Below are 24,268 nucleotides of genomic sequence, written 5' to 3' on the forward strand. Positions count from 1 at the left end.
CCTGGAAGGATGAACGTGACGACACGGGCTCTATCCGGAGTCGAGTCGAACCATGGACGACGCTGTCTGGGAGATCGGCTTACCGGAGTGCGTTGAGGTAGCGATTGACCTCCATTAATAGTGCAGAATGGTATTTTTCAGGTAAGCACCTGTCGTCGCCCAGGGACATCAGATCCTCAATCCTGTTGCGGAATGACGTGGCAATTGCAACGCGCATTGAGTGCGGCAGGTGCGTCAATAGGGAGGCGAGCAATTCGCCAAGAACAGCAAGGCGTGCGCCATGTTGAACAACGGCGGTGCTGTTTGCCTTCGACAGGGCCACAAGCGAATCGAGCAACGTGTCGCCGTTTGCTTTTTCAGAATGGGTATGCGGGACAAACGCCGATTGCTCTGCCGAACCTCTTGGGGTCTGGAGGCGTGCGTCGTCGCTCTGCATACTGAAGGCGTTATGCATATCGTCCACTCAGAATCAAAAGGTTTGCCAGTCAGCGTTCGCCGTATCGACGACGGTAGCGGGCTGCTCAGCAATGGTGGACAGTCCAGCCTTCGGCTTTGAAGACTCTGCGCGGCGCATTGTTTGAATTTTTGGCGAAGGCAGGCGAGGCTTGCTCCGAGGAATGGCGATTCGTGACGTGGATTGCCCCATGTCGGCGACCTTGAATACCGATACGGCGTCCGTCAGCTTGGCTGCCTGGTCTTCGAGCGACTGGGCGGCTGCTGCAGCCTGTTCAACGAGCGCGGCATTCTGTTGCGTCACTTCATCCATCTGGCCGACAGCCTGATTCACCTGTTCAATGCCGCGGCTCTGTTCTTCGGAAGCTGCTGCGATCTCGCCGACAATATCGGAGACCTGCTTGATTGCCTGCTTGACCTGACCCATGGTTGCGCCAACTTCGGAGGCCTGCTTTGAGCCGTCCTGAATCATGGCAACAGACGAGCCGATCAGCTCCTTGATTTCCTTTGCAGCGGTGGCGGAACGTTGAGCCAGGCTGCGAACCTCGCTGGCAACGACGGCAAAGCCACGTCCCTGTTCGCCTGCGCGAGCCGCTTCGACAGCGGCATTCAATGCAAGGATATTCGTCTGGAAGGCAATGCCTTCGATCACCCCGGTGATTTCCGAAATCTGGGTCGAGCTGCCGCTGATCTTCTCGATCGTCCCTACCATGCCCTGGACAGCCTCATTGCCGGCGTCGGCGATGTCGGTGGCACGCGTTGCCAGCGCATTCGCCTGACGTGCGTTGTCGGCGTTCTGCTTCACCGTTTCTGTCAACTGCGTCATGCTCGCCGCGGTCTCTTCAAGCGACGCGGCCTGCTCCTCCGTCCGCGCCGACAGATCGGTGTTGCCGCTGGCGATTTCCCGCGACGCCACCGAGACCGATTCAGTGGTGGTCTTGATCTCGCGCACCGTCTCGCTGAGTTGCCGATCCATTTTCTTCAATGCATCGAGCAGCTGGCCGAACTCACCTCGTGAGTCCACGGTAATCTGATTTTCCAGTTTTCCGGCGGCGATATGGTTTGCAATGTCTACGGCCTTGGTGAGGGGATTCGAGATCGCGCGTAGCAGATAGACGGACGCACCGACAGCGACCAGGATGCCAACGACAACCAGCGCGATTGCGATCCAGAAAATGGTTCTGAAGGTCGATGCGCTATCGTCGGCAAACTGTTTGGCCTGGGCCAGATTGAACGCAACGTCCTGGTCCAGCGCGTCATTCAATGAGCTGGCCACAGGAACCACCTTTTCGACCGCGGTCGAAGCCGCGTCGAAATTGCCCGCGCTAGCAGCAGCAACCACTTCGTTCGTTGCTGCTTTGAACTGGGGCAGGGTGCTCTTGATGCGCTCTGCGATCTCACGTTCCTTATCGCTGGATATACCGTCGGGGTAATAGTGGTTCCACGACTTGTCGAGACGTTCGAGAGCGGCTTGAATGCTCGAAGCGGTTTGTGCCGTCTTGACTGGATCCCGGAATACCTGAATGCGCCTCAGCATGAGACGTACATTGAGTTGATTCGCACGAACGTCTGATAGATCGGCAATCGGAATGGTATTGCCGGAATAGGCGTCGCTCATGTTCGAGTTCAATCTGGATAGTCCAAATATCCCGAATAGTCCAATTACAGCTATTAGCGTCACGCACGCGGCGAAAGCGAGGATGATCTTGAATTTGATTGTTTGTGCAAAGCTGTTCAACTTGTTCCCTTCGTAGCTTGGGTATTCAAGGTCGTGTGGAAAGGGTCGATGACCCTAAGACTTCAACGGGTATACGGCAGGACCTACTGCAACTGAAGGGGTGAACTTCGCGTATCAGGTGAAAAATCGTAAAAACAGATCGATTGAAATTTTGCTTAGCACAATTTATCTTTCCCCAAGCTATCAATAGCTCGGATAGAAAAGCAACTTAAAGCAGGAGTGTCCTGATTTTGTTGTAGGGAAATGCTGACACGCTATTGCTGGCTATTAGATAGGGAATCCTGGAATGAGCATCGCGTAATTTCCAAATGACGTTGTGGAAACCGGATGGCTGACATCCCGGCCATTCGAAAGGCTGAATTCCGAAGTTTGCGACTAAACGCCTTCTTTGTCGGATGACGTCGAAAAAAAACCGTCGAAAAATCAAAAGAATAGAGGCGTGCATGAGCGCGCTCACCTGGCATGGCCCTTGCGAGATTGCTGCCTCGCGACGGCCTTCGATCAAGACTGGGGAGCCGCGCCTGGAATGACATCGACGCGGCCACGACGTCGCACTCACGGAGACTATGCAATGACCTCACCTGGCGCCCTAACTGACGCTCCATCTAGTACTTTAGCTAGTCTGACCAGGAGATTGCGCGGCCTGGAACACGAGCCCCGTCGTCCCAGCAACCGGCTGTAGAAGTATGAAGGCGCACTTCGGTACCCAACACTTTTTGATCAAGGGCATCACGTTCAGCGGCAAGACATTCCGGCCCGGCGACTGGGCTGAACGGTTGACCGGTGTCATCACGCTGTTCGTTGGCGAGCGCCGACCTGGCATTCACATCGCCTGCACACGGTTAGCCATGCCAATCGTCCAGGCCGACGTCAAGTGCCTGCTGGTCTCCAGTGATCTTCAGCTGATTTGCCCGGCCGCATTTGAATTCGTCGCGAGGTTCGCAGGGGACAATGATTTGCCAATGGATTTTCGCAGCACGCCACCGTTTGAAGCACAGGACGAGCACGGTATCGACGAGGTGGCAGGGGCCGCCATGACGAACACATCGACGCCAATGGGCTCGCTACAGCGGCTACCCCGCGCATCAGATTGAAGGGGCCGGTGCATGCCGCATCCGTAAGGCGCACGCAAATAAAGGCGTCGGTGATCCGACGATTCTGATTCACGCTGCGCTTTACTGTGGCTGAGATTTCAGCCTACCTAGACCGCCGAATTCTGAGTTTTGAGCCAGGCGCCAATCGTCTTGCGCCACGCGGCAAAAAAACGTAACGATAACAGGCACATAGCGGCACGAAGAAATAGATGCCGGCTGGCCCGACTCTTGCCTTTATCTGCCGACAAACGCCTCCGATCGGGACTGCTTAGCCCGCGTTCGGAAGCGACCTTAAGGCGGACAAGCGATCCGCTGCATGGTTGCGCGTATTAATCAGCTCAAAAGCGGCAACGCGTTATCGCGCTGCGTTAAGAGCCCTTGAACAGTCAGGAGACAAACGTGCACAGCACATCCCCCACGTCGCAGCCAGAACCGGCACCCGTCATTGAAGCCCAAACCCGCTTCTGGCCGGAAGGCTGGTGGAAATTGATGGAAATCCGGATCGGCGTCATCCCGTTGCCGATCTATGTGGTGTTGCTCGCGTTGATCTCCGGTTTTGTGATCTCCGGCAAGGTGCCTGGCGAGATATCGATGGCGATTGCAGTACTCGCATTCTTCGGCTTCACGTGCGCGGAAATCGGCAAGCGCTTGCCGCTGTTCCGCAATATCGGCGCGGCTGCGATCTTTGCAACGTTCATTCCGTCCGCGCTGGCCTATTACCACTTTCTGCCCAAGCCGATCCTCAAGCTGACGATGGATTTCACGAAGTCGACCAACTTCCTGTACCTGTTCATCGCATCGATCATTGTCGGCAGCATTCTCAGCATGGACCGCCGCGTGCTGATCCAGGGCTTCCTGAAAATTTTTGTTCCGCTCGCGGTCGGTTCTGTTGCCGCCGCAATCGTTGGAACCGCTGTCGGAACCGCGCTAGGACTCGGCGCGCACCATACATTCTTCTTCATCGTCGCGCCGATCATGGCGGGCGGTGTCGGTGAAGGCGCGATTCCCCTGTCGATTGGCTACTCGGAAATTCTTCATCTGCCACAAGGCGAGTTGTTTGCGCAGGTGCTGCCGCCGGTGATGCTGGGCAGCCTCACCGCGATTGTCCTGTCCGGCGCGCTCGACATGCTCGGGAAACGCTTGCCGCACCTCACCGGGCAAGGGCGCCTCCAGGTTGGGGAGCAGGAGGAGATGGCGCCGATGCGCGATGAAATCACCGGACACGTCGACGTCACCCACATCGCGGCAGCCGGGATCACGGCCATTACGCTCTATCTGTTGGGGCTGATGTGCCGCGACCTGTTCGGACTGCCGGCGCCCGTCGCGATGCTGTTCATCGCGGTGCTGGTCAAACTTGCGCGGGCGGTATCGCCACAAGTGCAGGAGGGGGCGTTTGTTGTCTACAAGTTCTTCTCGACGGCGGTGACCTACCCATTGCTGTTCGCGATCGGCGTTGCGATGACGCCGTGGGACAAACTGGTCGCGGCGTTCACTCTGGCCAATATCGTCACGATTGTGGCAACCGTTGTGACGCTGATGGGCAGCGGCTTTGCGGTGGCGTTCTGGCTGAAGATGCACCCCATCGACACGGCGATCGTGAACGCGTGCCATAGCGGTCAGGGGGGCACCGGCGACGTCGCGATCCTCACGGCGGCGAACCGGATGCAACTGATGCCGTTCGCGCAGATCGCCACGCGCATTGGCGGCGCAATCGTCGTCACCGGGACACTGATCGTGCTTGCGCGCTTTGGATGACGCGCAGGTGCGGCCAGGACGTTGAACGACCGCAGCCGTGAATGGGGTGTATGCCGGGCTGTACGCCGGATGGGCGATTTGCGAGAATTGGCCGGCGTCAGTCGCCTGTGAGGTTTCGATGAGGTCGTTCGTGCACGTGAGAGTGTATGGTGTTCCGCTGTGGGGATGGCTGGCCGCAGCGGTGCTATACGCCGGCGTGGCTGGCGTAGCGATCGAGCTTGCGTGGCAGCGCTCAGTTAGCGCGATCGCGACGGTCGGCAGTTACCGCCTCGATCTCTACGCCGCGAGCCTGAAAAGCGAACTGGGTCGCTATGAAATGGTGCCTGGCATCGTTGCACGGCAGGACAGTGTGCATGCGCTGTTGCGCGCGCGAACCGATGCGCAGCCGGCGTTTTTGCACGCCGTGGATACCTATCTGGCCGCGGTCAACCGCGAGGCGGGAAGCCTCGCGGTGTACCTGATCGAGCCGCACGGCACGGTGATCGCCGCGAGCAACTGGGATCAACCGCTGAGCTTCGTTGGCACTAACGTTTCGTATCGCCCGTACTTCAAGGACGCGCTCGCGCATGGCTCGGGGCGCTTTTTCGGCATCGGCACCAACACAGGCGTGCCGGGTCTTTATTATGCGAGCGCGGTGCGCGAGGCCGATGGGTCGATCGGCGCAGCGGCGGTCAAGATTAGTGTCGATGCGCTTGAATCCGCATGGAGGGTGCCGGCCGAAGCGGCGATGGTCGTGGACGCGAACGGCGTGATTGTTATCTCCACGGTTCCGGCGTGGAAGTTCACGGCGTTGAGACCCATCACGCCGGAGCGGCAGACGCAGATTCAGGCGTCGCGACAATACGCGGGCCGAGCGGTCGAGCCGCTGCTGTATCGGCGGCTTGGCGACTGGGGCACGGCGGGCTGGTTTGCGCAGTTTCCCGACTGGACTCATCCAGGCCGCTACCGGCGCTTTCTTGCCATGTCAAAACCGGCGCCGCAAGCGGGCGATTCGATCGTCGTGCTACTCGACGTCGCACCGGCACGGCACCAGCAATACCTCGCATTAGCATTCGTCACCGGGCTGTTCCTGATCGCCGGTCTCTATGGCCTGTACGCGACCCAGCATCGTCGTGCGATTGCCGAGAAGCTGAACGCCCAGGATGCCCTGCGTCGCGCTAACGAGCGTCTTGAAGTCACCGTGCAGCAGCGCACCGCCGAACTGACCAGCGCCAACGCGAGGATGCGACAGGAAATCGCCGAACGCATCAATGCAGAGCAGTCACTGCGTGATTCGCAGCAGGAACTGGTGCATGCGGGCAAGCTCGCGGTGCTGGGGCAGATGGCAGCGGGATTGACGCATGAACTGAACCAGCCGCTCGTCGCGATCCGGACACTGTCCGACAACGCCCGCACGTTTTTTGAGCGCAATCAGCCCGCATCGGCGATCGCCAATCTCGAACGTATTTCGCGCCTGGTCGACGGCATGGCGCTGCTCACCGGCGAGCTGAAGACTTTCGCCCGCAGGCCGGGCATCGAACGGGTTCCCGTGTCGCTGAATGAAGCGGTGGCGCATGCCGTCCTGATTTACGAGTCGCGAATTCGCGACGAGCAGGTGCAACTCGACATGCACGTTGCTGTGGGTACCATGGTGTATGCGGAGCCGAGCCAATTGCAGCAGGTGATCGTCAACCTGCTTGGCAACGCACTTGATGCGGTCGCGACTGAGGGGCGGCGTACGATTGCCATTGATGCGCACGACGGGGATGAGCACGGCCGGGTGATGTTCACGATCTCCGATAGCGGCACGGGCATCGCCCCCGAGGTGCTGGCTCATCTGTTCGAGCCGTTTGTCACGACAAAGCCGCGGGGGAGGGGTCTCGGGCTGGGTCTGGCGATCACGTCGCGGCTCGTCGAGGGATTCGGCGGCCGTATTTCGGCAGAGAACGTTCCCGGCGGTGGTGCGCGGTTCAGGATCGATTTTGTGGCGGCAACGGCGCAGGGGACAGCCAATGGGCGATGAGATTCGTGTTGTAGTGGTCGAAGACGACGAGAACGTCCGGCTCGGCGTCGAGCAGGCCGTTGCGCTGGCCGGCTATCCGGTTCGGGCCTATGAATCGGCGGACTCGGCGTTGGCCGAGGTCGCGCCAGGCGCACCGGTGGTCATCGTGTCCGATGTCCGGATGCCGGGCATCGACGGACTGCAATTGCTCGAACGTGTACTGGCGGTCGATGCGCAGATCCCGGTGGTGCTGATCAGCGGTCATGCGGACATCTCGACAGCCGTAGGCGCGATGCGCCGCGGCGCCTATGACTTCATTGAAAAGCCATTTTCGTCGGAACATATCGTGAGCCGGGTCGCACGCGCCGTTGAGAAACGACGTCTTACGCTCGAAGTAGAGGGACTGCGCGACGCGCTGCGTAACTGGCGCGGTATCGAGGCCATGGTGCTAGGCAAGTCGCCTGCGATTGCCGAAGTCCGCAAGAAGATCCTGCGGCTCGCGGATACCTCTGTTTCGGTACTCATCACAGGCGAGACCGGGACCGGCAAGGAACTGATCGCGCGTGGGTTGCACGACTTCGGCCAGCGGCGCGACCGTCATTTTGTTGCGCTCAACTGCGGCGGGTTGCCCGAGCAGCTCTTTGAAAGCGAACTCTTCGGTCATGAGGCTGGGGCGTTTACCGGCGCGCTCAAGAGTCGGGTCGGCAAGATCGAATGGGCGCATGGCGGCACGCTCTTTCTCGATGAAATCGAAACCATGCCGGTTGCCCTGCAGGTCAAACTGCTGCGCGTTCTGCAGGAGCGCCACATCGAACGGTTGGGCGCCAATGAGTCAATTGCGGTCGACTGCAGGATCGTCGCGGCGTCCAAAGCGGATCTGTCGGAACTGGCGAAAGAAGGCCGCTTCCGGGCGGATTTCCTTTATCGGTTGAACGTCGCGCAGATCGACCTGCCGCCGTTGCGCGAGCGCCGCGAAGACATTCCATTGCTATTCGAGCACTTTGTGCTTGCCGCGGCCCGGCGCTTTGGGCAAGCCGCGCCGATCGTCTCGGCATCGCAGGTGTCGGAACTGATGGCACATCAATGGCCGGGCAATGTGCGCGAACTGCAGAACGTCTCGGACCGCTTCGTGCTGGGTCTGGTGGGCGACACGCTCATCTCCGATGCCAACCCGGCGGGGATTTCCGGCACCCTCGCCGAACAGACAGCACGGTTTGAGCGCGTATTGATCGAAGAAATGCTGCAGCGCCATCACGGCAATGTTGGCGCGGCCAGCGCAGCGCTGGGCATGCCGCGCAAGACGCTTTATCACAAGATTCGCCAGTTCAGGATCTCGACCCGGGAACCGCAGGCCGAATCTGAGTGACACCGTTGCGGTCGGTGCGGTCGGTGCGGTCGGTGCAGTTGGTGCAGTTGGTGCGGTCGGTGCAGTTGGACCAAGCGCCGCGCAATTCAATTGCAATGCTGGTGTCGCCTCGGCGCCTGCTACATCCTGCGTAGCAGAGATGCCTTGCCGAGGCGGAACAACGATTCGTACATCGGCAATTTCACTTAGTTGTACAGGTGAGACGGGAAAGGATCGTGAAGGATTGAGGTCACTAGGATTGCAGCCATCGGTTGAGCGCCACGGCGGGCAGCAAAACGACAATTTCAGCGTAGCAATCCTTGGAGACGATCTTGAAGATAAAGTATCTGGCTTTGGCCGTGACGGCAAGCGCCTTTGCAGCGACCGGCGCGCATGCCCAATCGAGTGTTCAGCTGTACGGCCTGATGGACCTGAGCGTGCCGACCTACCGGACGCACGCGGATGCGAACGGCAATCACGTGATCGGCATGGGCAACGACGGCGAACCGTGGTTCAGCGGCAGCCGCTGGGGCCTGAAGGGTGCGGAAGATATCGGCGGAGGCTCGAAGATCATTTTCCGGCTCGAGAGCGAATTCGTGGTCGCCAACGGCCAGATGGAAGATCCGGGCCAGATCTTCGACCGTGATGCATGGGTGGGCATCGAGAACGACACGTTCGGCAAGATCACCGCAGGGTTCCAGAACACGATCGCACGCGACGCATCGACGATCTATGGCGACCCGTACGGCTCCGCGCGCCTGACGACGGAAGAGGGCGGCTGGACCAATTCGAACAACTTCAAGCAGATGATTTTCTACGCGGCCAGCGCGACCGGCACACGTTATAACAATGGCGTGGCGTGGAAGAAACTGTTCGACAACGGCATTTTCGCCAGCGCGGGCTACGCGTTCGGCAACTCGACGAGTTTTGGCTCCAACTCCAACTACCAGGCAGCGCTCGGGTACAACGGCGGGCCGTTCAACGTGTCGGGCTTCTATAGCCACGTGAATCGCGTTGGCTTCACGAACCAGTCGTTCTCGGTGGGCGGCAACTACACGTTCGGTATTCTGCGCGCCAATGCGGGTTACTTCCGTTACCTGGGCAATCAGGGCGCGCTCGGTCAGCGTCAGGACAATGCCTTTACCGTGTCGCTCAAGGTCTCGCCGAAGGGGCCGTTCGACTACGAACTCGGCTATCAGCAGATGCGCGTGAAGAACGCCGCTTACAACGGCGACGGCGATATCCCGAACGCCAACATCGGCGCGTTCGATCCGACCTCGGGCCTCCACAACGGTTACAAGGAAACGCTGTACTGGTCGGCGTTCTATCACCTGTCCAAGCGTACTGAAGTGTATCTGGCCGGCGACTACATGAGGCTGCATGGCGGCTACACCGTCGGCTCCACCTTCGGCGCGACCAACCAGCTCGAACTGACCACGGGCGTGCGCACCCGCTTCTGATCCGGTAATCGGAAGCGCGCTGAATCATTCATCGATGTGCTCCTACTAGCGGCGGCGGACTTTTCCGCCCGCCGCTTTTTTCTGTTTAGATGCTATGTGGGATGGCAGTGGCAGTAAGTCCGACTGGAGTAAAACGGGAGTTGTGCACTCGTTTCTCTGAAGGAGCACGAAAATGGATACGCCTGCCATTGGCCTCCCGCACAGGCTCCCAAGGCTGAAGATGAATTCGGTTGGCTGCGTAATACGCCTGTAGAACGCTCGCGTCATCCTCGCTGACGGCACGCAATATCACGCGTTCGGTGGTTAGTCCTTCGTCTGGAAGGTTTGCCGCATTTGTCATCGATCTATCGCCCTTGGCATGCAATATCGCGCGTGATTGCAGCGAACTCAAAAACTACTCCCGGCACCTCCGACATGGGTGTTCGTGTATGACGTGTCCCGCAATCAAGGGACTTCGTCGCCGAAGACGTCGAACGCCTTCACCCCTTGCGGAACATCGGCGCTCCCCACGGCGCACCGATCGTGCCGCCGTCGACGACGATTTCCGCTGCCGTTACTCCCGAAGCATCGTCGGATGCGAGGAAAAGCACGGCCTTGGCAACCTCTTCAGGTGCGGCGAGGCGGGCCATCGGAATGCGCGGCGCGAGTGCTTCTTCGGTCGCGTCGAGCGTTGCGCCGGCTCGTGCGCCGCGCGTCCAGATCGGCGTGCGCGTGCCGCCGGGAATCACGGTGTTGACGCGAATGCCGCGCTGCACGAGTTCGGATGCAAACACCTTTGCCATGCCGGTCACGCCTGCCTTCGTTGCGGAATAGGCGGCTGACCCTGGCGAACCCAGTTCGCGCATCACGGAACCGTTCAAGACGATCGAGCCCCCGGCGCTCATCAACGGCAGGGCCGATTGAACCGTGAGAAAGACAGCGGTGAGATTGGTGCGAAGAATCGCCTCGAATGCAGCGGCGGTCGTGCCGCCGAGCGGTGTCGGACCGGAGATTCCGGCGTTGGCGAAGACGATGTCGAGTGATCCGAATGCTGCCTGGATCTGCTTGAACATCGACTCGATCGCGGTCTCATCGTCGAGATCGACCTGAATGCCAAGCGCGTTTTCGCCGAGCTCGGATACGGCCTGATCCAGTTTTTCGCGATCGCGGCCGGTGATCGCGACACGGGCGCCTTCGGCGATCAAGAGCTTCGCTGCAGTAAAGCCAATGCCGCTGTTGCCGCCCGTGACGAGCGCTGTTTTTCCAGTAAAACGCATATCCTTCTCCTGTGCATTACGCCGCGAGATCATGTCCAAAGTGCTACCTGCCGGCGGCGCAAGAACCTCGCAAAAATCTCTGTTAAGCAGCGCAGAGCAGCCGCTGCATCCGAACTGGCACGAGTATCGTCAACACTCATTCTGTATGTTGATCATCATGCAGAAATTCAGTATTATGCTCATCATGCAGATTGTCAAGCGTGATGAGGCGGAAAAATGGGTTATTCGCAGGCACAGAAGGCGGAGAGCCGGCAAAGGGTTCTGGAGAACGCATCACGACAGATCCGCGAACACGGTATCGAGGCGCTCGGCGTCGCCGACTGCATGCGTAGCGCGGGGCTTACGCACGGCGCGTTTTATGGCCATTTCTCGTCGCGTGATGCGTTGATTCTGGAGGCGCTCGAGCATGCGGTTAGCCAGAGCGAGAAGCGTATCGCGTCTCGCGCAGCCGGTTCGGCGAAGCGTGGAGAAACGCCTCTGCAGTCTATTGCCGAAGCTTTTCTTAATGAGCGTCACGTGAAGAATCCCGGCAATGGATGCGCGCTGTGCGCGCTCGCCGGGGAAGCGCGGCATGCGAATCCGGAGGTCAGGGAACGGCTTACGGGTTACGTGCGCAAACTGGCGTCGCAAATAGCGCAAGCCGCATCCAGCGATAGCAAGGACGCTGGCCTGGGTATCGTCGCGACCATCGTGGGAGCGATTACGCTTGCGCGCGCCGTTGACGACGACAAACTGGCGAAGTCGATTCTCTCCGCGTCGCTCGCGCTGATCTTGAGTGGCGACTCATTGCGGGTGAGTTGAGTGTTCTGTTCGCTCGAGATCGGTGACATTCGGGCTGACCGCTTACTGTTGAGCCAGCAGGAGCCCGGGGCGGCTGGACAGGAACGTCGCCATGCTGCCGGAGCAGACTGCCACGAAGCCATTGACCGTTGCGAACGCGACAATCAACGACGAACCGAGCACGAGCGATTGCCTGAGAACGCTGCCGTTGTGATAGTCGATGAACTGCGGCAGCAGTGACAGAAAGATCATCGCGAGCTTGGGATTCAACATACGTGCGGATTTGAGGCGATCGCGCAATCGACGGATCACACCACAACGGGCCGGTGTGCGCCGGCCCGTTGTGGCATGAGATTCCAACAGCGTTACTGAAAGACTGCGGAAGCGCTGACCCTTCGACTACGCTGCCTTGAGCAGTCCAAGTTGTTGCAGCGCGGTCACGCCGTCGTCCAGTCCGATTTCTTCGACGATCTTGCCGCCTTTGAGCCGTAGCACGGTCGTGCCGCTGAAGTGCATTTTCCGGCCGGTCGCAGCAGGTAACGACCCAATGATGAAATCGCTGAATGCTGGGCCGGTATGCGTGCCGCCACCCTCCCAGCGGCCGACGACATAGTCTCCCTCGGCGATGAGATCGGCGGCGCCCCAGAAGTTGAGATCCGGAAACGCCCGGCGGAAATCGGTCATGAATGCCTTGATGTCCTCGCGGCCGCGGCGCGCCTCGTGCAGCGAGTATTGAAGCAGCATGTCAGGAGCAGCAAGTTCGTCGACAATGTCGAGGTTGCATGTCTTGCCCCAGAAATCGGTGAACCAGCGGCCTACGACTGCCTTGTTGTCATCTTCCTTTGACATGGTGAATTCCTCATTGACTGTGGTCGAAAGAGGGAAACGCAATCGCCTCCCTCTGTCCGAACAATATGGGTGCCAGCAGTCAGTCGCCCCCCGTTTCTTGCTGCAATACTCGAAAAACCGACGTGCAGCTTGTGGTGACGGCGGTCACGACGCGAGTCGTTTGTATGCAAGGGCACCAGAGGTCGTAGCGAAGTGAAATAGACAGCAAGAATCGGAGTGCCGGTGCCGACCTGCTGCCGTAACTTGTCCATGCGATCGCACAGTAGCCGAGGCCGGCGGATGAAGGACGGTGCGCTCGAACTACAGGTATCTTGCGAGCGCCCGGAGCGCCAATTCAATTGTCGGCGCAGTGCTCGCCTGTCCCGCATTGACAGGAGCTCAACCATGTTGCCATTTCTCTCGCTTCACGCACTCGCAGCCCAACGCGGCGATGGACTGCGCCCTGAACTGCTAGCCTTATTTGAACGCAATGCCGGATTGGAGACAGGTCTCGTGGCGATCATCGAACCTGTCGAAACAGCGTCTCTTTCTCAGGTGGCAGGCGTCGTCCTCAATGTCCCCAATGTCGCCAGGACATGAATGGCAGGAACTGTGCGACGGCGAGCACCCATGTCGCGGCACTGCCACGACCGCCGTCTCTGTTATTCCGTTTCGCTGTCGTCAGTGTCCGCATTGGCGGCCAACGCTTCCTGATTCATGGCGGCGGCCGCGAGTGTGGTCGCATGTGCAGGATGCGCTTCTTTCCGCTCGCTGTAGCGATCGGTCAGGTAATCCGAGCGGTCGCGCACAAGCAGTGTGAACTTGTACAGTTCCTCCATCACGTCGACGACGCGATCGTAATAGGCCGATGGTTTCATCCTGCCGTTGGCGTCGAACTCCTGCCAGGCCTTCGCGACTGAAGACTGATTCGGGATGGTCACCATGCGCATCCACCGGCCGAGAATGCGCAGTGCGTTCACGGCGTTGAACGATTGCGATCCGCCGCACACCTGCATCACCGCGAGCGTGCGGCCTTGCGTGGGGCGAACGCCGCCGCTTTCGAGCGGTAGCCAGTCGATCTGGTTCTTGAATACCGCCGTGAGGGTGCCGTGACGTTCCGGGCTGCACCATACGTGGCCTTCCGACCACTCAGAGAGTTTGCGCAGCTCGACCACTTTCGGATGATCGGCCGGCACGCTGTCTGCGAGCGGCAGGCCGTGCGGATCGAATACCCGCGTATCCGCGCCGAAATGGCGCAGGAGGCGTTCGGCCTCGAGCGTGAGAAGCCGGCTGTAGGAGGTGGGGCGCAACGAGCCGAACAGCAACAGGATTCGCGGAGCGTGTTGCGAAGCTGTCTGCGATTCAAGCTTCTGCAGATCCGGTGTGTCGAGGTGAGCGGCACTGACGTTGGGAATGTCGTGCGTCATTAGAGAAGCCTCTTTCCTTCGCTATCGACCACCCGCTCGCCATCTTCTTTCGTGAATGCGCCCTTCTGCCCAACCGGCAGAATGTCGAGCACGACCTCGGAGGGCCGGCACAGGCGCACGCCAAGCGGCGTGACGACAAACGGACGGTTGATCAGGACCGGATGTTCCATCATGGCGTCGAGCAGGCGCTCATCGTTCAAGGACACATCGTTCAGACCCAGCTCGGCGTAGGGCGTACCTTTTTCACGCAGCGCGGCGCGTACTGTCAAGCCCGCACGAGCGATCAGGTCCTTCAGTGTCTCCCGGTCGGGCGGGGACTTCAGATACTCGATGATTTGCGGTTCGATTCCGGCATTGCGGATCATGGCCAGCGTGTTGCGCGACGTGCCGCAATCGGGATTGTGATAGATCGTGACGCTCATAACGGTTGTCCCTTAATGCTGTGTTTCGCTTCGTACCAGTGCTGCGAGCGGTTGACCGCACCGACAACGAACAGCATCACCGGCACTTCGATCAGTACGCCGACCACGGTGGCCAAGGCCGCGCCGGAATGAAACCCAAACAGGCTGATTGCCGTGGCGACTGCCAGTTCAAAGAAATTGCTAGCGCCGATCAGACTGGACGGCCCCGCAACACAGTGCGCAACACCGAGCCGCCGATTCAACAGATAGGCGAGTCCTGAATTGAAGAACACCTGTATCAGGATCGGCACCGCGAGCATGGCGATAACGAGCGGCTCCTCGACGATCGCCTGCCCCTGAAACGCAAATAGCAGTACCAGTGTCGCGAGCAATGCGCTGATCGAATACGGACCGAGATGCGCGACCGCTTGTCGGAAATACGCTTCGCCTCTGGTCAGCAGATGTCGGCGCAACAACTGGGCAAGGATGACGGGAATGACGATGTACAGCCCAACCGACATGATCAGCGTATCCCACGGCACCGTGATCGCGGACAGGCCCAGCAGCAGCGCGACGAGCGGCGCGAATGCCACGATCATGATGGAGTCGTTCAGCGCTACTTGCGACAACGTAAAGTACGGGTCGCCCTTGCAGAGTTGCGACCACACGAACACCATTGCTGTGCAGGGGGCGGCGGCCAGCAGGATCAGACCGGCAATGTAGCTGTCGAGCTGGTTGGCGGGAAGCCACGGCGCAAACACATGACGGATGAAGATCCAGCCCAGCAACGCCATCGAAAAGGGTTTGACGAACCAGTTCACGAACAGCGTGACGCCGATGCCGCGCCACTGGCTCTTGACCTGAGTCATCGCCGTGAAGTCGATCTTGACCAGCATCGGGACGATCATTACCCAGATCAGCACACCGACCGGAAGATTCACCTGCGCGACTTCCATGCGGCCGATTGCCTGGAAGAACTGAGGAAGTAGCTGACCGACCGTGATGCCACCCACGATGCAGAGCGCAACCCAGACCGTCAGATAACGCTCGAAAAATCCAATCGCAGGCCGTGTGCCGACGATCGCTGTATCAGTGCTGCTCATTTGATTCCTTTGCGGGGCTTTCGACAATGGCGCGCAATTCGCGCTGGATCGCACTGCGATCCAGCACATGCGACTCGGTAAAACCGGATGCCGTCGCCTAGGTTTTCGAACGCGACAGGGATGGGCCTGCGCTTCACGGCGTGTTCCCGCAGCAATTGGGGAGATCGCTCGCGGCACAGGTCGCGCCCGCACAGCAGTTCTCCGTCAGGAAACCGATCAGGCCCGTCATGGCGTCGAAGTTCGCCGTATAGATGATGAAACGCCCCTCCTGTCGCGGCTTCACCAGGTCTGCGTGTGACAGATCCTTCAGGTGGAACGACAGGCTGGAAGGGGAAACTCCAAGCTGCTGTGCGATTTCGCCCGCAGCGATGCCTTGTGGACCAGCCACAACCAGCAGGCGGAAGATCGCGAGGCGCGATTCGTGGGCGAGCGCGCCCAAGGCGCGTACAACGAGGTTCGAGTCCATGCGCGAACGATAGATCATTCATTTCTATATTTCAAGTATCATTGAAATGACGATGATGCTAAGGCGAGTGCCGCTCGATAGGCGAACGGACGAGCAGAGGCGCAGCGACTGCGATTACGCATAAAACGGCCACTTGGCCAGCCGAAACCTGTGTCACTTTTTGGGGGTGCGCCAGCCTTCCGCAGGCCGACTACTGAAGGCTCACCGCGCCAGATCGACATCGGGCCGGGTCCTGTCACAAGAGGTCTTTGGACAGGCACGCCGGAATCGTTGAGAATCGTGCGTCGAGGTTCGGTCCTCGCAGCGTCGTCGTTTCTATCGTTAGGCCTTTCAGCCAGAGGTGGTCGTGAACAGCGTTTCAATTGAGGCCGTCGCACCGGGCGATGCCGACGTGTTTGTGGCACGTCAACCCATCATGGATCGGGCCGGCCGCGTTGTCGCCTATGAGCTTCTTTTCAGAGACGGCCCCGTCGGCGGGGCGCGGATTGGGGACGAACTGCGCTGTACGACGGCGGTGATTGAACGCGCAGTGGGCTCGATCGGTCTCGAACGGCTTGCCGGCAACAAGGCCTGCTTCCTGAACTGCCCGCATGACTTTCTGTTTTCGGACTACCCGTATGTGCTCCCGGCGTCACGCTTCGTTCTGGAGATTCTGGAGTCTGTCGAGCTGACGTCGAACCTCTCGCGACGGTGCAGCGAGTTGCGGGGAGCGGGCTTCCAGATAGCATTGGACGACGTCAGGAGCCTGACTGACGAGATCCGATGGTTTCTTCCTTCCGTCGACATCATCAAGATCGACTGGCCGTTCGTGGAAAGTTCGGCGTTACCGGAGCTGGTCAGTCAATTCAAACGTGCGGGAAAGGTCGTGCTCGCCGAGAAAATCGATAGTGCGGAGGATGCGGAGCGTGCGCGGCAACTGGGATGCGATCTGCTGCAGGGCTACTATTTTGCCAAACCGCAGATTCTTTCAGGCAAGCGTGCGATGCCGCCAGTCAACGCGATTCTTCACGTGTTCGACCTGGTCGGCAGCGATGCGCCGTTGGGGAGTGTTGCGCGAGCGCTGGGAGAGACGCCCATGCTGGTTGCCCAACTGTTGCGGCTTGCAAACAGCAGCGAGCAGCCTAACGGCAAAACGGAGCGCATTTCATCGCTCAAGCAGGCGCTTTCGATAGCCGGTAGTCGCAGACTTCTGCACTGGTGCGGGCTTCTGCTTTATGTGGGCCGTGACGGGCTTCCAATCGAGGACGATCCGCTTGTGTTGCTCGCGCAGCGACGGGCCCATTTCATGGAAGAGATGATCGGCGCGATCCCGGAAGGATCGCGCTCGCTGGCGGCCGAGGCCTATCTGACGGGCATGCTGTCGCTACTGCATGTCGCCTATCACATGGAACTGCGCAGCTTCGTCGACGAGCTCCCTGTTTCCGATTCCATCCGCGTGGCTATCCTCAACGGCGGCGGCGTACTCGGCGAATTGCTGTCGGTCGCGGCGCTGCTTGAGCAGGACGACGTGGAGGCGGCGACGGCGAGGCTTCAACGGCTGGCGGTTTCTCCCGCAGCGGTTCGGAAGATGGTCGAGTGCTACTGACCGAGGGGCGGCTATGTCCGGACGAGCGCGGCAAGCATGCCACCAGCCAGGCGACTAGGCATACCGGGCTTCGTTGAGGTCGGCGATCAGTGTTGGACCGGTTGGATGCCAGTCCAGCCTTGCCTGGGTCTGAGCACTGGAGGCCGGCATATCCAGTCCGACGAACATGGCCATCCATCCAAAATGCGATGAAGCTTCATCCGGGCTGATCGAGACGACGGGCAAGTTCAGACCCCGGCCAAGCACCTCGGCGATTTCGCGGCTGCTGATCCCTTCGTCACCGACCGCGTGATACCGGGCGCCCCGTTCGCCCTTTTCCACGGCGAGCCGATAGAGACGCGCCACATCGGAGAGATGGCCGGCCGGCCAGCGGTTGCGGCCCTCGCCCACGAAGGCGCAGACACCTTTCTCCCGGGCGATGGCAACGAGCGGCGTGATGAGACCCTGCCTGAACGGATTGTGAACCTGAGGCAGACGGACCACCGACACGTTGATGCCTGTCTCCAGGAGCGCATTCCCAGCCAGCTCGGACGCGATCCGCGGATTGGGATGGCGGGTATTGAAGACATCTTCGGTTGCCGGTTGACCGTGCTCACCGCTACCCATACCGGTTCCGGAGGTGATGACGAGGGGGCGGTCGGAGTCGGCGAGCGCGGAACCGAGCGCCGCGATCGCACGTTTGTCCTTTTCGCAATTCTCGACGAATCTCGAGAAATCGTGATCGAATGCCGTGTGGATGACGGCATCTGCTTTTTCGGCGCCGCTGCGCAGGCTCTCCGGATCCTCCAGGGTTCCGCGATGCACCTCCGCCCCTGCATCGATAAGCGCTTGAGCGCCCGCGTCGGAACGCGTCATGCCGATCACCTGATGACCCGCCTTGACGAGTTCGGGAACGATGGCCGTGCCGACGAAGCCTGTCGCACCGGTCAGAAAGATACGCATAGTGAAATCTCCTTGGTTGCCAGCGCGACTATCCATTCATTTCCGGTTCCGTTGAAGTAGTGACGTCATCATATTAAAAGGACTAACAGGATCCCGGTGCCTGGTCGACCAGTCCAACGCTGGCGCCATCCGTCGATCCGCTTCAACCCGTTCACCGGCGCAATCTTTACAAAAGGCTGAATATCCGTATCAGGAGCGCTTTGAGGCGCGCCCTTTCTTCTGTACGCTGTTATCGACAGGCAGACGCAGATCGGCCTGTTGCAGGAGACAAGCCGCCCGGCGCTTGCGGGACGGCGCACCGTTTGGTGGCGGTGGGCCCAGACCCACTGAAAAGGAGGCATTCATGGAATCGTCTTCAGGCCCGCAACCGGGCGCCCAGGCCGGCCACGTCGCGGAAACCCGCCATGGGTCGATGCCCAAACTGGCGCTGGCCGCCATCGGCATCGTGTTCGGCGACATCGGAACCAGTCCGCTCTACACCATGAGTACGGTATTCGACTCGGGCCACGGGTTGGTCCTCAACCGTTTCAATGTGCTGGGCGTGGTGTCGCTCATCATCTGGTCGTTGATCATCGTGGTGTCGTTGAAATACGTGACGCTGATCATGCGCGCCCATAACCACGGCGAAGGCGGCATCATGGCGCTGCTGGCGCTGGCCTCCAGTTCGGTGATGGACCGGCCCCGCCTGCGCCACGGGCTGCTGCTCGCCGGTGTGTTCGGCGCGGCGCTGTTCTACGGCGACGGCGTCATCACGCCCGCCATCTCGGTGCTCAGCGCGGTGGAGGGGCTGGAAGTGGCGGAGCCGCAGCTCAAGCCCTTCGTGGTGTCGATCGCGCTGGTCGTGCTGATCGCCTTGTTCCTGGTGCAGCGGCACGGCACGGCCGGCATCGGCGCGGTGTTCGGGCCGGTGATGGTGCTGTGGTTCGGCGTGATTGCGGTGTCGGGACTATTCAGCATCGGTCGCGCGCCGGCCATCCTCGCCGCTTTCGATCCGTTCGTGGGCCTCGAATTCCTGGTGCGCAACGGCTGGCGGGCCTTTGTCTCGCTCGGCGCGGTGGTGCTGGCGCTGACCGGCGCCGAGGCGCTGTATGCCGACATGGGCCACTTCGGCGCGCCGCCGATCCGCCTGTCGTGGTTTGCTCTGGTGCTACCCGCGCTGGGGCTCAACTACCTGGGCCAGGGGGCGCTGCTGTTGTCGGATGCGAAGACCGTGGACAATCCCTTCTTCCACCTTTTCCCGTCGATGACGCTGTTCCCGATGGTGCTGCTGGCCACGGTGGCGACGGTGATCGCGTCGCAGGCGGTGATCAGCGGCGCGTTTTCCATGACCAAGCAGGCCATGCAACTGGGCTTCATGCCGCGCATGGGCATCGTCTACACCTCGGAACGCGAAGTCGGGCAGATCTACGTGCCCGCCATCAACTGGCTGCTGCTGATCGCGGTGGTGGGGGCGGTGCTGGGCTTCGGTTCCTCCACGGCGCTGGGGTCGGCCTATGGCATCGCGGTCACGGGCACCATGACGATCACCACCTTCCTCACCTTCTACGTGGTGCGCTACGCCTGGCACTACAACTGGTTGTTGTGCGTGCTGGCCACCGGTTTCTTCTTCGTCATCGACCTGGCGTTCTTCTCGGCCAACCTGCTCAAGTTCGTGGATGGCGGATGGTTCCCGTTACTGCTGGGCGCCATCATGTTCACCGTCATGTCCACCTGGCACCGCGGCCGTGCGCTGATGGTCGAAGAGGCCAGCATTCATGCCGGTGCGCTGCCGCTGGGCAGGTACCTGGACAGCCTTTTCGCCAGGGAGACGATACGCGTGCCCGGCACCGCCGCGTTCCTGACCATCGACCCCAACACCGTGCCGCACGCGCTGGTCAACAACCTGGCGCACAACCACGTGCTGCACGAGCGTGTGCTGTTCCTGCACGTGACCAACCTGGATGTGCCCTATGTGCCGCGCGAGCAGCGCGTCGCGATCACGCCGCTGGGCCACAACTGCCACAGCATCGTCGTGGCCTACGGCTTCAAGGACACGGCCAGCCTGCCGCAAGCGCTGCGCGATTGCGAGCCGAAGGGCCTGGTGATCGATCCGGCGCGCGTGTCTTATTTCCTCAGTCATGCCACCGTGGTGGCGACCGGAGGCAAGGGCATGTCGGTATGGCGCGAACGACTGTTCAGCGTGATGGCGCACAATATCGGCAACCCCGCGGCTTATTTCAAGCTGACCGCGAACCGGGTGATCGAGCTGGGCTCGCGCGTTGAAATATGAAGAGACTTTTCGTTTGCTGCGACGGCACATGGAACTCGGATAGCGACGAGTTTCAGGGCGTGCCTGTTCCAACCAATGTCGTTCGCTTTTTCAACGCATTGAGTGAGCGCGGCGACGATGGCGTCGAGCAGCTCCGCTACTATCACGTCGGCATTGGCGCTAACGAAGGCCGGGTTCGCCGCATCGTGGACGGTGCGCTGGGATTGGGTCTCTCCCGAGACATTCGAACGGCGTACAAGTGGCTGTCCGATCACTACGAGGAAGGCTCTGAAATCTTTGTCGTTGGCTTTTCGCGTGGCGCGTTTACGGCTCGCAGCCTGGTGGGCATGCTTCACCATTGTGGACTGCCTCGCGAGGCAACCTGGGCGCTGGTCAAGCAGGCCTGGAATCTGTATCGGCTCGACCCAAAAATACCGGGAAACGTCAGCCGGCAGGAGCGGTTCTGCGTCGCGCATGGCACGCCGCCGCCCATTCGCTTCCTGGGGGTGTGGGAGACGGTGGGCGCGCTCGGCATCCCCCAAATTACGGACCTATTCGGCTTGGGGAGGCAGCGCTTCGAATTTCATGACACGCGGCTTCCGCCAGAAGTTGAACGCGCGGTCCAGGGCCTTGCAATCGATGAGCAGCGCAACACCTTCCTTCCAACGTTGTGGACGGACGACGATGGCTGCGATCCGGCACGCGTGTCGCAAGTGTGGTTTCCTGGCGTGCATGCCGACGTGGGAGGCGGCTACAAGGAGACCGGGCTTTCCGATGCCACGCTCAAATGGATGATTGCAGAGGCTGCGCAGTGCGGTGCGGTGTTTGAACCAGACATGCTGGACCAGCTGGCAAGCGCGGATCAATTGTCGCCGTCTGCGGTACATGGCGTCCTTCACAACTCACTCACGGGCTTCTACCGGAAAATCGGTTTTCGTCCCCGGCCCTTTCCCTATCTGGCGAGGAGCTCACGAAGGTGTTCGGAATTCATATCGGATCTGGCATTGGCACGGCAGGTCGGTCCGCCCATCTTTCAGGCTCCCTATCGACCGAACATAGACCCCGCGGCAGGGGTTCAGGTGCGGGTTTTCGCCAGCCCGTTATGGAATTGGACCGGTATTTTCATGAAGGAAGGGGCAAGCTACCGGTTCAAGGTGCCTGAAGGTCAAACATGGCTGGATGGAGACAGCGCATCGGGGGCGGAGGGAACGCCAGGTAACTGGATGCAATGCCTGTTTGCCTGGACGAGGCGGGTCAGGGACGCGAACTGGTTCGAACTCTGCGGTGCAATCTCATACGCAGGACAACCGGACTCGGCAGGCGCGTCACCTCAACCCTTCTACTTCAGAATTGGCAGAGAGGTGGAGATCAAGGCGCCTTACTCGGGTTACCTGTATTGCTTTGCCAACGATGCCGCCTGGGCGTATTGGAACAATCAAGGAAGCCTGCGCGTCGACGTTGCCGAATTGGGCGGTGTGCCGGCTGGCAAGGCGGCACACCCGTCTTCCGGCGAAGACCTGACGGCGCCTGCAACGGCGCCCGGCGGGTCTGGAGCAGGTCAGCCATCATGATGTGTCACGCAGTTCGTCAGATGCACTCGGTCCGCATTCACTGCGCGTTAAGGGGCGTTCATGAGCGACCAATCTTCCGGCCCTGCATCCAGGCAAGCCGACCGTGCCTCAGCCTGGAGCCTGATCAGACCGTACTGGGTCTCTGAGGAACGCAAGACCGCGTGGGGTCTGCTGGTCGCGATCGTCGCCATGGACCTGATTCTGGTTGGCATCAACGCTCGCCTGAATACGTGGAACCGCGATTTCTATAACGCACTGGAAGGCCGGAAGGTGCATGACTTCCCGCAGCTGATGTTGCTTTTCAGCGCGCTCGCGTTCGCGTTCGTGGGGATTTCCGTCTATAACCGCTATCTGCGCCAGATGCTTGGCTTTCGATGGCGCCAGTGGCTGACCACACGTTATCTGCAGGAATGGCTCGGCGACGGCACCTTCTACCGCATCGAGCGCGACCGGCTCACCGACAACCCAGACCAACGGATCGCCGTCGACCTCGCGTCATTCGCGACCACCACGCTTTCGCTCACACTCGACCTGCTCTCGACGCTCGAAACACTCGTCTGGTTCTCGACCGTTCTCTGGAGCACGGCGGGCGCGCTGGCCATCGAGATTGGCGGCACGCCTTTCCAGATTCCCGGCTACATGCTCTGGGCCGCTGTCGTCTATGCGATTGCAGGCTCAGTCCTGACCAACAAGGTCGGTCATCCGCTTGTGTCGATCAACTATCAGTTGCAACGCGTCGAGGCGGATTTCCGGTTCGGCCTGATCCGCTTGCGCGAAAACGCCGAGCAGATTGCGTTCTATGACGGCATGCGAACCGAGGCATCGACCGCGCAGGACCTGTTCGGCCGGATTCGCGAGAACTGGTGGCGCGTGATGAAGTACACGCGGCGCTACAGCTTCGTGCTCAATTTCTATGGCCAGATAGCCGAAATCTTTCCGATCGCCGTGGCATCGCCACGTTATTTCGCAGGCTTGCTCAGCTTCGGCACACTCATGCAGATCGGCGACGCATTCAGTTCGGTTAGCGAATCGCTTTCGTGGTTCATCAACAATTACGACACGCTCGTTCAGTGGCGCGCAACCGTCAACCGTCTGCGCGAGTTCAAGCGCGTCATGCAGCAACCTCATCTGAAGGAATCCGTGTCGCCCGCAACCGAGCATGGCGGCATCAATCTGCATTACGTCGACGAGAGCCGGCTCGCCACGCACAAGCTTACGCTGGCGCTGCCCAACGGCGAGACGCTCGCGAGCGTGCGCGACATTGTCGTCGAACCCGGTTCGCGCTGGCTCGTGCGCGGACCGTCGGGCGCCGGCAAGAGCACGCTCCTGCGCGCGCTGGCGGGTCTCTGGCCGTTCGGCAACGGTTCGATCGACGCACCGGTGAACGCGCGCATGATGTTCGTGCCGCAGCAGAGCTACTTGCCGGCTGGCACGCTGAAGGCTGGGCTCACCTATCCCGCGGCGGCCACCGACTTCAGCGACGAGGAATGTGACGAGGCGCTGCGTTTGTGCCGGCTTGAAGGCTACATCGGCCGATTGCACGAATCGCAGCATTGGTGGCGCATTCTCTCTCCCGGCGAACAGCAGCGGCTAGCCGTCGCACGCGTGTTGATGCACAAGCCTGACTATGTGTTTCTCGACGAAGCCACGAGTGCACTCGATGCCGCGAACGAAACGCATCTGTATCGTCTGTTAACCGAACGATTGCCGGAAGGAGCGATTGTCAGTGTCACGCACCGCCAGTCGCTTGCGAATCTCCATCAGGAGACGCTCGATATTGCGCGGGCGCGCGAGCACGTAGTGGCATATACACCGCCGTCGTCGACGTGATCGAT

General features: G+C 60.3%; 20 protein-coding genes and 1 pseudogene. 11 read left to right on the forward strand and 10 right to left on the reverse strand.

Annotation, left to right across the window (positions count from 1 at the left end; translation table 11 throughout):
• Window positions 1-79: 79 nt before the first annotated feature.
• Complete coding sequence (locus DSC91_RS01125) at window positions 80-454, reverse strand: hypothetical protein (RefSeq protein WP_115776438.1); 375 nt, start codon at window positions 452-454, stop codon at window positions 80-82.
• 15 nt (window positions 455-469) lie between these two features.
• Window positions 470-2,191 carry a methyl-accepting chemotaxis protein gene (locus tag DSC91_RS01130; protein ID WP_115776439.1) on the reverse strand — a complete coding sequence of 574 codons (1,722 nt, stop codon included), beginning with the start codon at window positions 2,189-2,191 and terminating at the stop codon, window positions 470-472.
• Between the two features lie 686 nt (window positions 2,192-2,877).
• Between DSC91_RS01130 and DSC91_RS01135 the strand changes: the two genes are divergently transcribed.
• From DSC91_RS01135 to DSC91_RS01155, 5 genes are all read left to right on the forward strand, one after another.
• The gene (locus DSC91_RS01135) at window positions 2,878-3,285 is read left to right on the forward strand and encodes a DUF3579 domain-containing protein (protein ID WP_115776440.1); all 408 of its coding nucleotides are present in this window, start codon (window positions 2,878-2,880) and stop codon (window positions 3,283-3,285) included.
• Window positions 3,286-3,684: 399 nt separating this feature from the next.
• Complete coding sequence (locus tag DSC91_RS01140; protein WP_279636297.1) at window positions 3,685-5,040, forward strand: 2-hydroxycarboxylate transporter family protein; 1,356 nt, start codon at window positions 3,685-3,687, stop codon at window positions 5,038-5,040.
• Between the two features lie 118 nt (window positions 5,041-5,158).
• Window positions 5,159-7,042, forward strand: a complete 1,884-nt coding sequence (locus tag DSC91_RS01145; RefSeq protein WP_115776442.1) for an ATP-binding protein — start codon at window positions 5,159-5,161, stop codon at window positions 7,040-7,042.
• The gene (locus DSC91_RS01150) at window positions 7,032-8,387 is read left to right on the forward strand and encodes a sigma-54-dependent transcriptional regulator (RefSeq protein ID WP_115776443.1); all 1,356 of its coding nucleotides are present in this window, start codon (window positions 7,032-7,034) and stop codon (window positions 8,385-8,387) included. Before DSC91_RS01145 ends, DSC91_RS01150 begins: the two co-directional genes overlap by 11 nt.
• A 311-nt stretch (window positions 8,388-8,698) precedes the next feature.
• Window positions 8,699-9,826: a porin gene (locus tag DSC91_RS01155; RefSeq protein WP_115776444.1), complete on the forward strand. Its 1,128-nt coding sequence runs from the start codon at window positions 8,699-8,701 to the stop codon at window positions 9,824-9,826.
• A gap of 479 nt (window positions 9,827-10,305) precedes the next feature.
• Here DSC91_RS01155 and DSC91_RS01160 read toward each other — a convergent pair whose 3' ends face one another.
• Window positions 10,306-11,082, reverse strand: coding sequence for an SDR family NAD(P)-dependent oxidoreductase (locus DSC91_RS01160; RefSeq protein ID WP_115776445.1), 777 nt, complete (start codon window positions 11,080-11,082; stop codon window positions 10,306-10,308).
• A gap of 216 nt (window positions 11,083-11,298) precedes the next feature.
• Between DSC91_RS01160 and DSC91_RS01165 the strand changes: the two genes are divergently transcribed.
• Window positions 11,299-11,883, forward strand: a complete 585-nt coding sequence (locus tag DSC91_RS01165; RefSeq protein WP_115776446.1) for a TetR/AcrR family transcriptional regulator — start codon at window positions 11,299-11,301, stop codon at window positions 11,881-11,883.
• Between the two features lie 42 nt (window positions 11,884-11,925).
• On the opposite strand, the pseudogene DSC91_RS01170 reads toward DSC91_RS01165, so the two are convergent.
• Together DSC91_RS01170 and DSC91_RS01175 are read right to left on the reverse strand one after the other, a co-directional pair.
• Window positions 11,926-12,135 (reverse strand): annotated as a pseudogene (locus tag DSC91_RS01170) (LysE family translocator); the annotation flags it as partial.
• A 126-nt stretch (window positions 12,136-12,261) separates the two neighbouring features.
• Window positions 12,262-12,711: an ester cyclase gene (locus DSC91_RS01175; protein WP_115776447.1), complete on the reverse strand. Its 450-nt coding sequence runs from the start codon at window positions 12,709-12,711 to the stop codon at window positions 12,262-12,264.
• Window positions 12,712-13,095: 384 nt separating this feature from the next.
• Here DSC91_RS01175 and DSC91_RS01180 point away from each other — a divergent pair, with 384 nt between their 5' ends.
• Window positions 13,096-13,290: a hypothetical protein gene (locus DSC91_RS01180; RefSeq protein WP_115776448.1), complete on the forward strand. Its 195-nt coding sequence runs from the start codon at window positions 13,096-13,098 to the stop codon at window positions 13,288-13,290.
• A gap of 62 nt (window positions 13,291-13,352) precedes the next feature.
• On the opposite strand, the gene arsH is transcribed toward DSC91_RS01180, so the two are convergent.
• The 4 genes from arsH to DSC91_RS01205 all read right to left on the reverse strand — a co-directional run bounded on the left by arsH (window position 13,353) and on the right by DSC91_RS01205 (window position 16,087).
• Window positions 13,353-14,117 (reverse strand): arsenical resistance protein ArsH, encoded by a 765-nt coding sequence (gene arsH / locus DSC91_RS01185; RefSeq protein WP_115776449.1) that lies wholly within the window; start codon window positions 14,115-14,117, stop codon window positions 13,353-13,355.
• Complete coding sequence (gene arsC, locus DSC91_RS01190; RefSeq protein WP_115776450.1) at window positions 14,117-14,539, reverse strand: arsenate reductase (glutaredoxin); 423 nt, start codon at window positions 14,537-14,539, stop codon at window positions 14,117-14,119. Before arsC ends, arsH begins: the two co-directional genes overlap by 1 nt.
• Window positions 14,536-15,621 (reverse strand): ACR3 family arsenite efflux transporter, encoded by a 1,086-nt coding sequence (arsB, locus tag DSC91_RS01195; RefSeq protein ID WP_115776451.1) that lies wholly within the window; start codon window positions 15,619-15,621, stop codon window positions 14,536-14,538. The genes arsC and arsB overlap by 4 nt, the downstream gene beginning before the upstream one ends.
• A gap of 133 nt (window positions 15,622-15,754) precedes the next feature.
• On the reverse strand, window positions 15,755-16,087 hold the full coding sequence (locus DSC91_RS01205) for an ArsR/SmtB family transcription factor (protein ID WP_115779634.1): 333 nt from the start codon (window positions 16,085-16,087) through the stop codon (window positions 15,755-15,757).
• A gap of 346 nt (window positions 16,088-16,433) precedes the next feature.
• Between DSC91_RS01205 and DSC91_RS01210 the strand changes: the two genes are divergently transcribed.
• A complete protein-coding gene (locus DSC91_RS01210; RefSeq protein ID WP_162831309.1) occupies window positions 16,434-17,672 on the forward strand; it encodes an EAL and HDOD domain-containing protein in 1,239 nt (412 codons plus the stop codon).
• 54 nt (window positions 17,673-17,726) lie between these two features.
• On the opposite strand, the gene DSC91_RS01215 is transcribed toward DSC91_RS01210, so the two are convergent.
• Window positions 17,727-18,614 (reverse strand): SDR family oxidoreductase, encoded by an 888-nt coding sequence (locus DSC91_RS01215; protein ID WP_115776453.1) that lies wholly within the window; start codon window positions 18,612-18,614, stop codon window positions 17,727-17,729.
• A 343-nt stretch (window positions 18,615-18,957) separates the two neighbouring features.
• On the opposite strand from DSC91_RS01215, the gene DSC91_RS01220 reads away from it, so the two are divergent.
• The 3 genes from DSC91_RS01220 to DSC91_RS01230 are packed head-to-tail and all read left to right on the forward strand — an operon-like array spanning window position 18,958 to window position 24,263.
• The gene (locus tag DSC91_RS01220) at window positions 18,958-20,883 is read left to right on the forward strand and encodes a potassium transporter Kup (RefSeq protein ID WP_167470483.1); all 1,926 of its coding nucleotides are present in this window, start codon (window positions 18,958-18,960) and stop codon (window positions 20,881-20,883) included.
• The gene (locus DSC91_RS01225) at window positions 20,880-22,433 is read left to right on the forward strand and encodes a DUF2235 domain-containing protein (protein ID WP_115776454.1); all 1,554 of its coding nucleotides are present in this window, start codon (window positions 20,880-20,882) and stop codon (window positions 22,431-22,433) included. The genes DSC91_RS01220 and DSC91_RS01225 overlap by 4 nt, the downstream gene beginning before the upstream one ends.
• A gap of 60 nt (window positions 22,434-22,493) precedes the next feature.
• Window positions 22,494-24,263, forward strand: coding sequence for an ABC transporter ATP-binding protein/permease (locus DSC91_RS01230; protein WP_115776455.1), 1,770 nt, complete (start codon window positions 22,494-22,496; stop codon window positions 24,261-24,263).
• Window positions 24,264-24,268: the final 5 nt, after the last annotated feature.

It is taken from the genome of Paraburkholderia caffeinilytica (assembly GCF_003368325.1).
GTDB classification, from domain to species: Bacteria; Pseudomonadota; Gammaproteobacteria; order Burkholderiales; family Burkholderiaceae; genus Paraburkholderia; species Paraburkholderia caffeinilytica.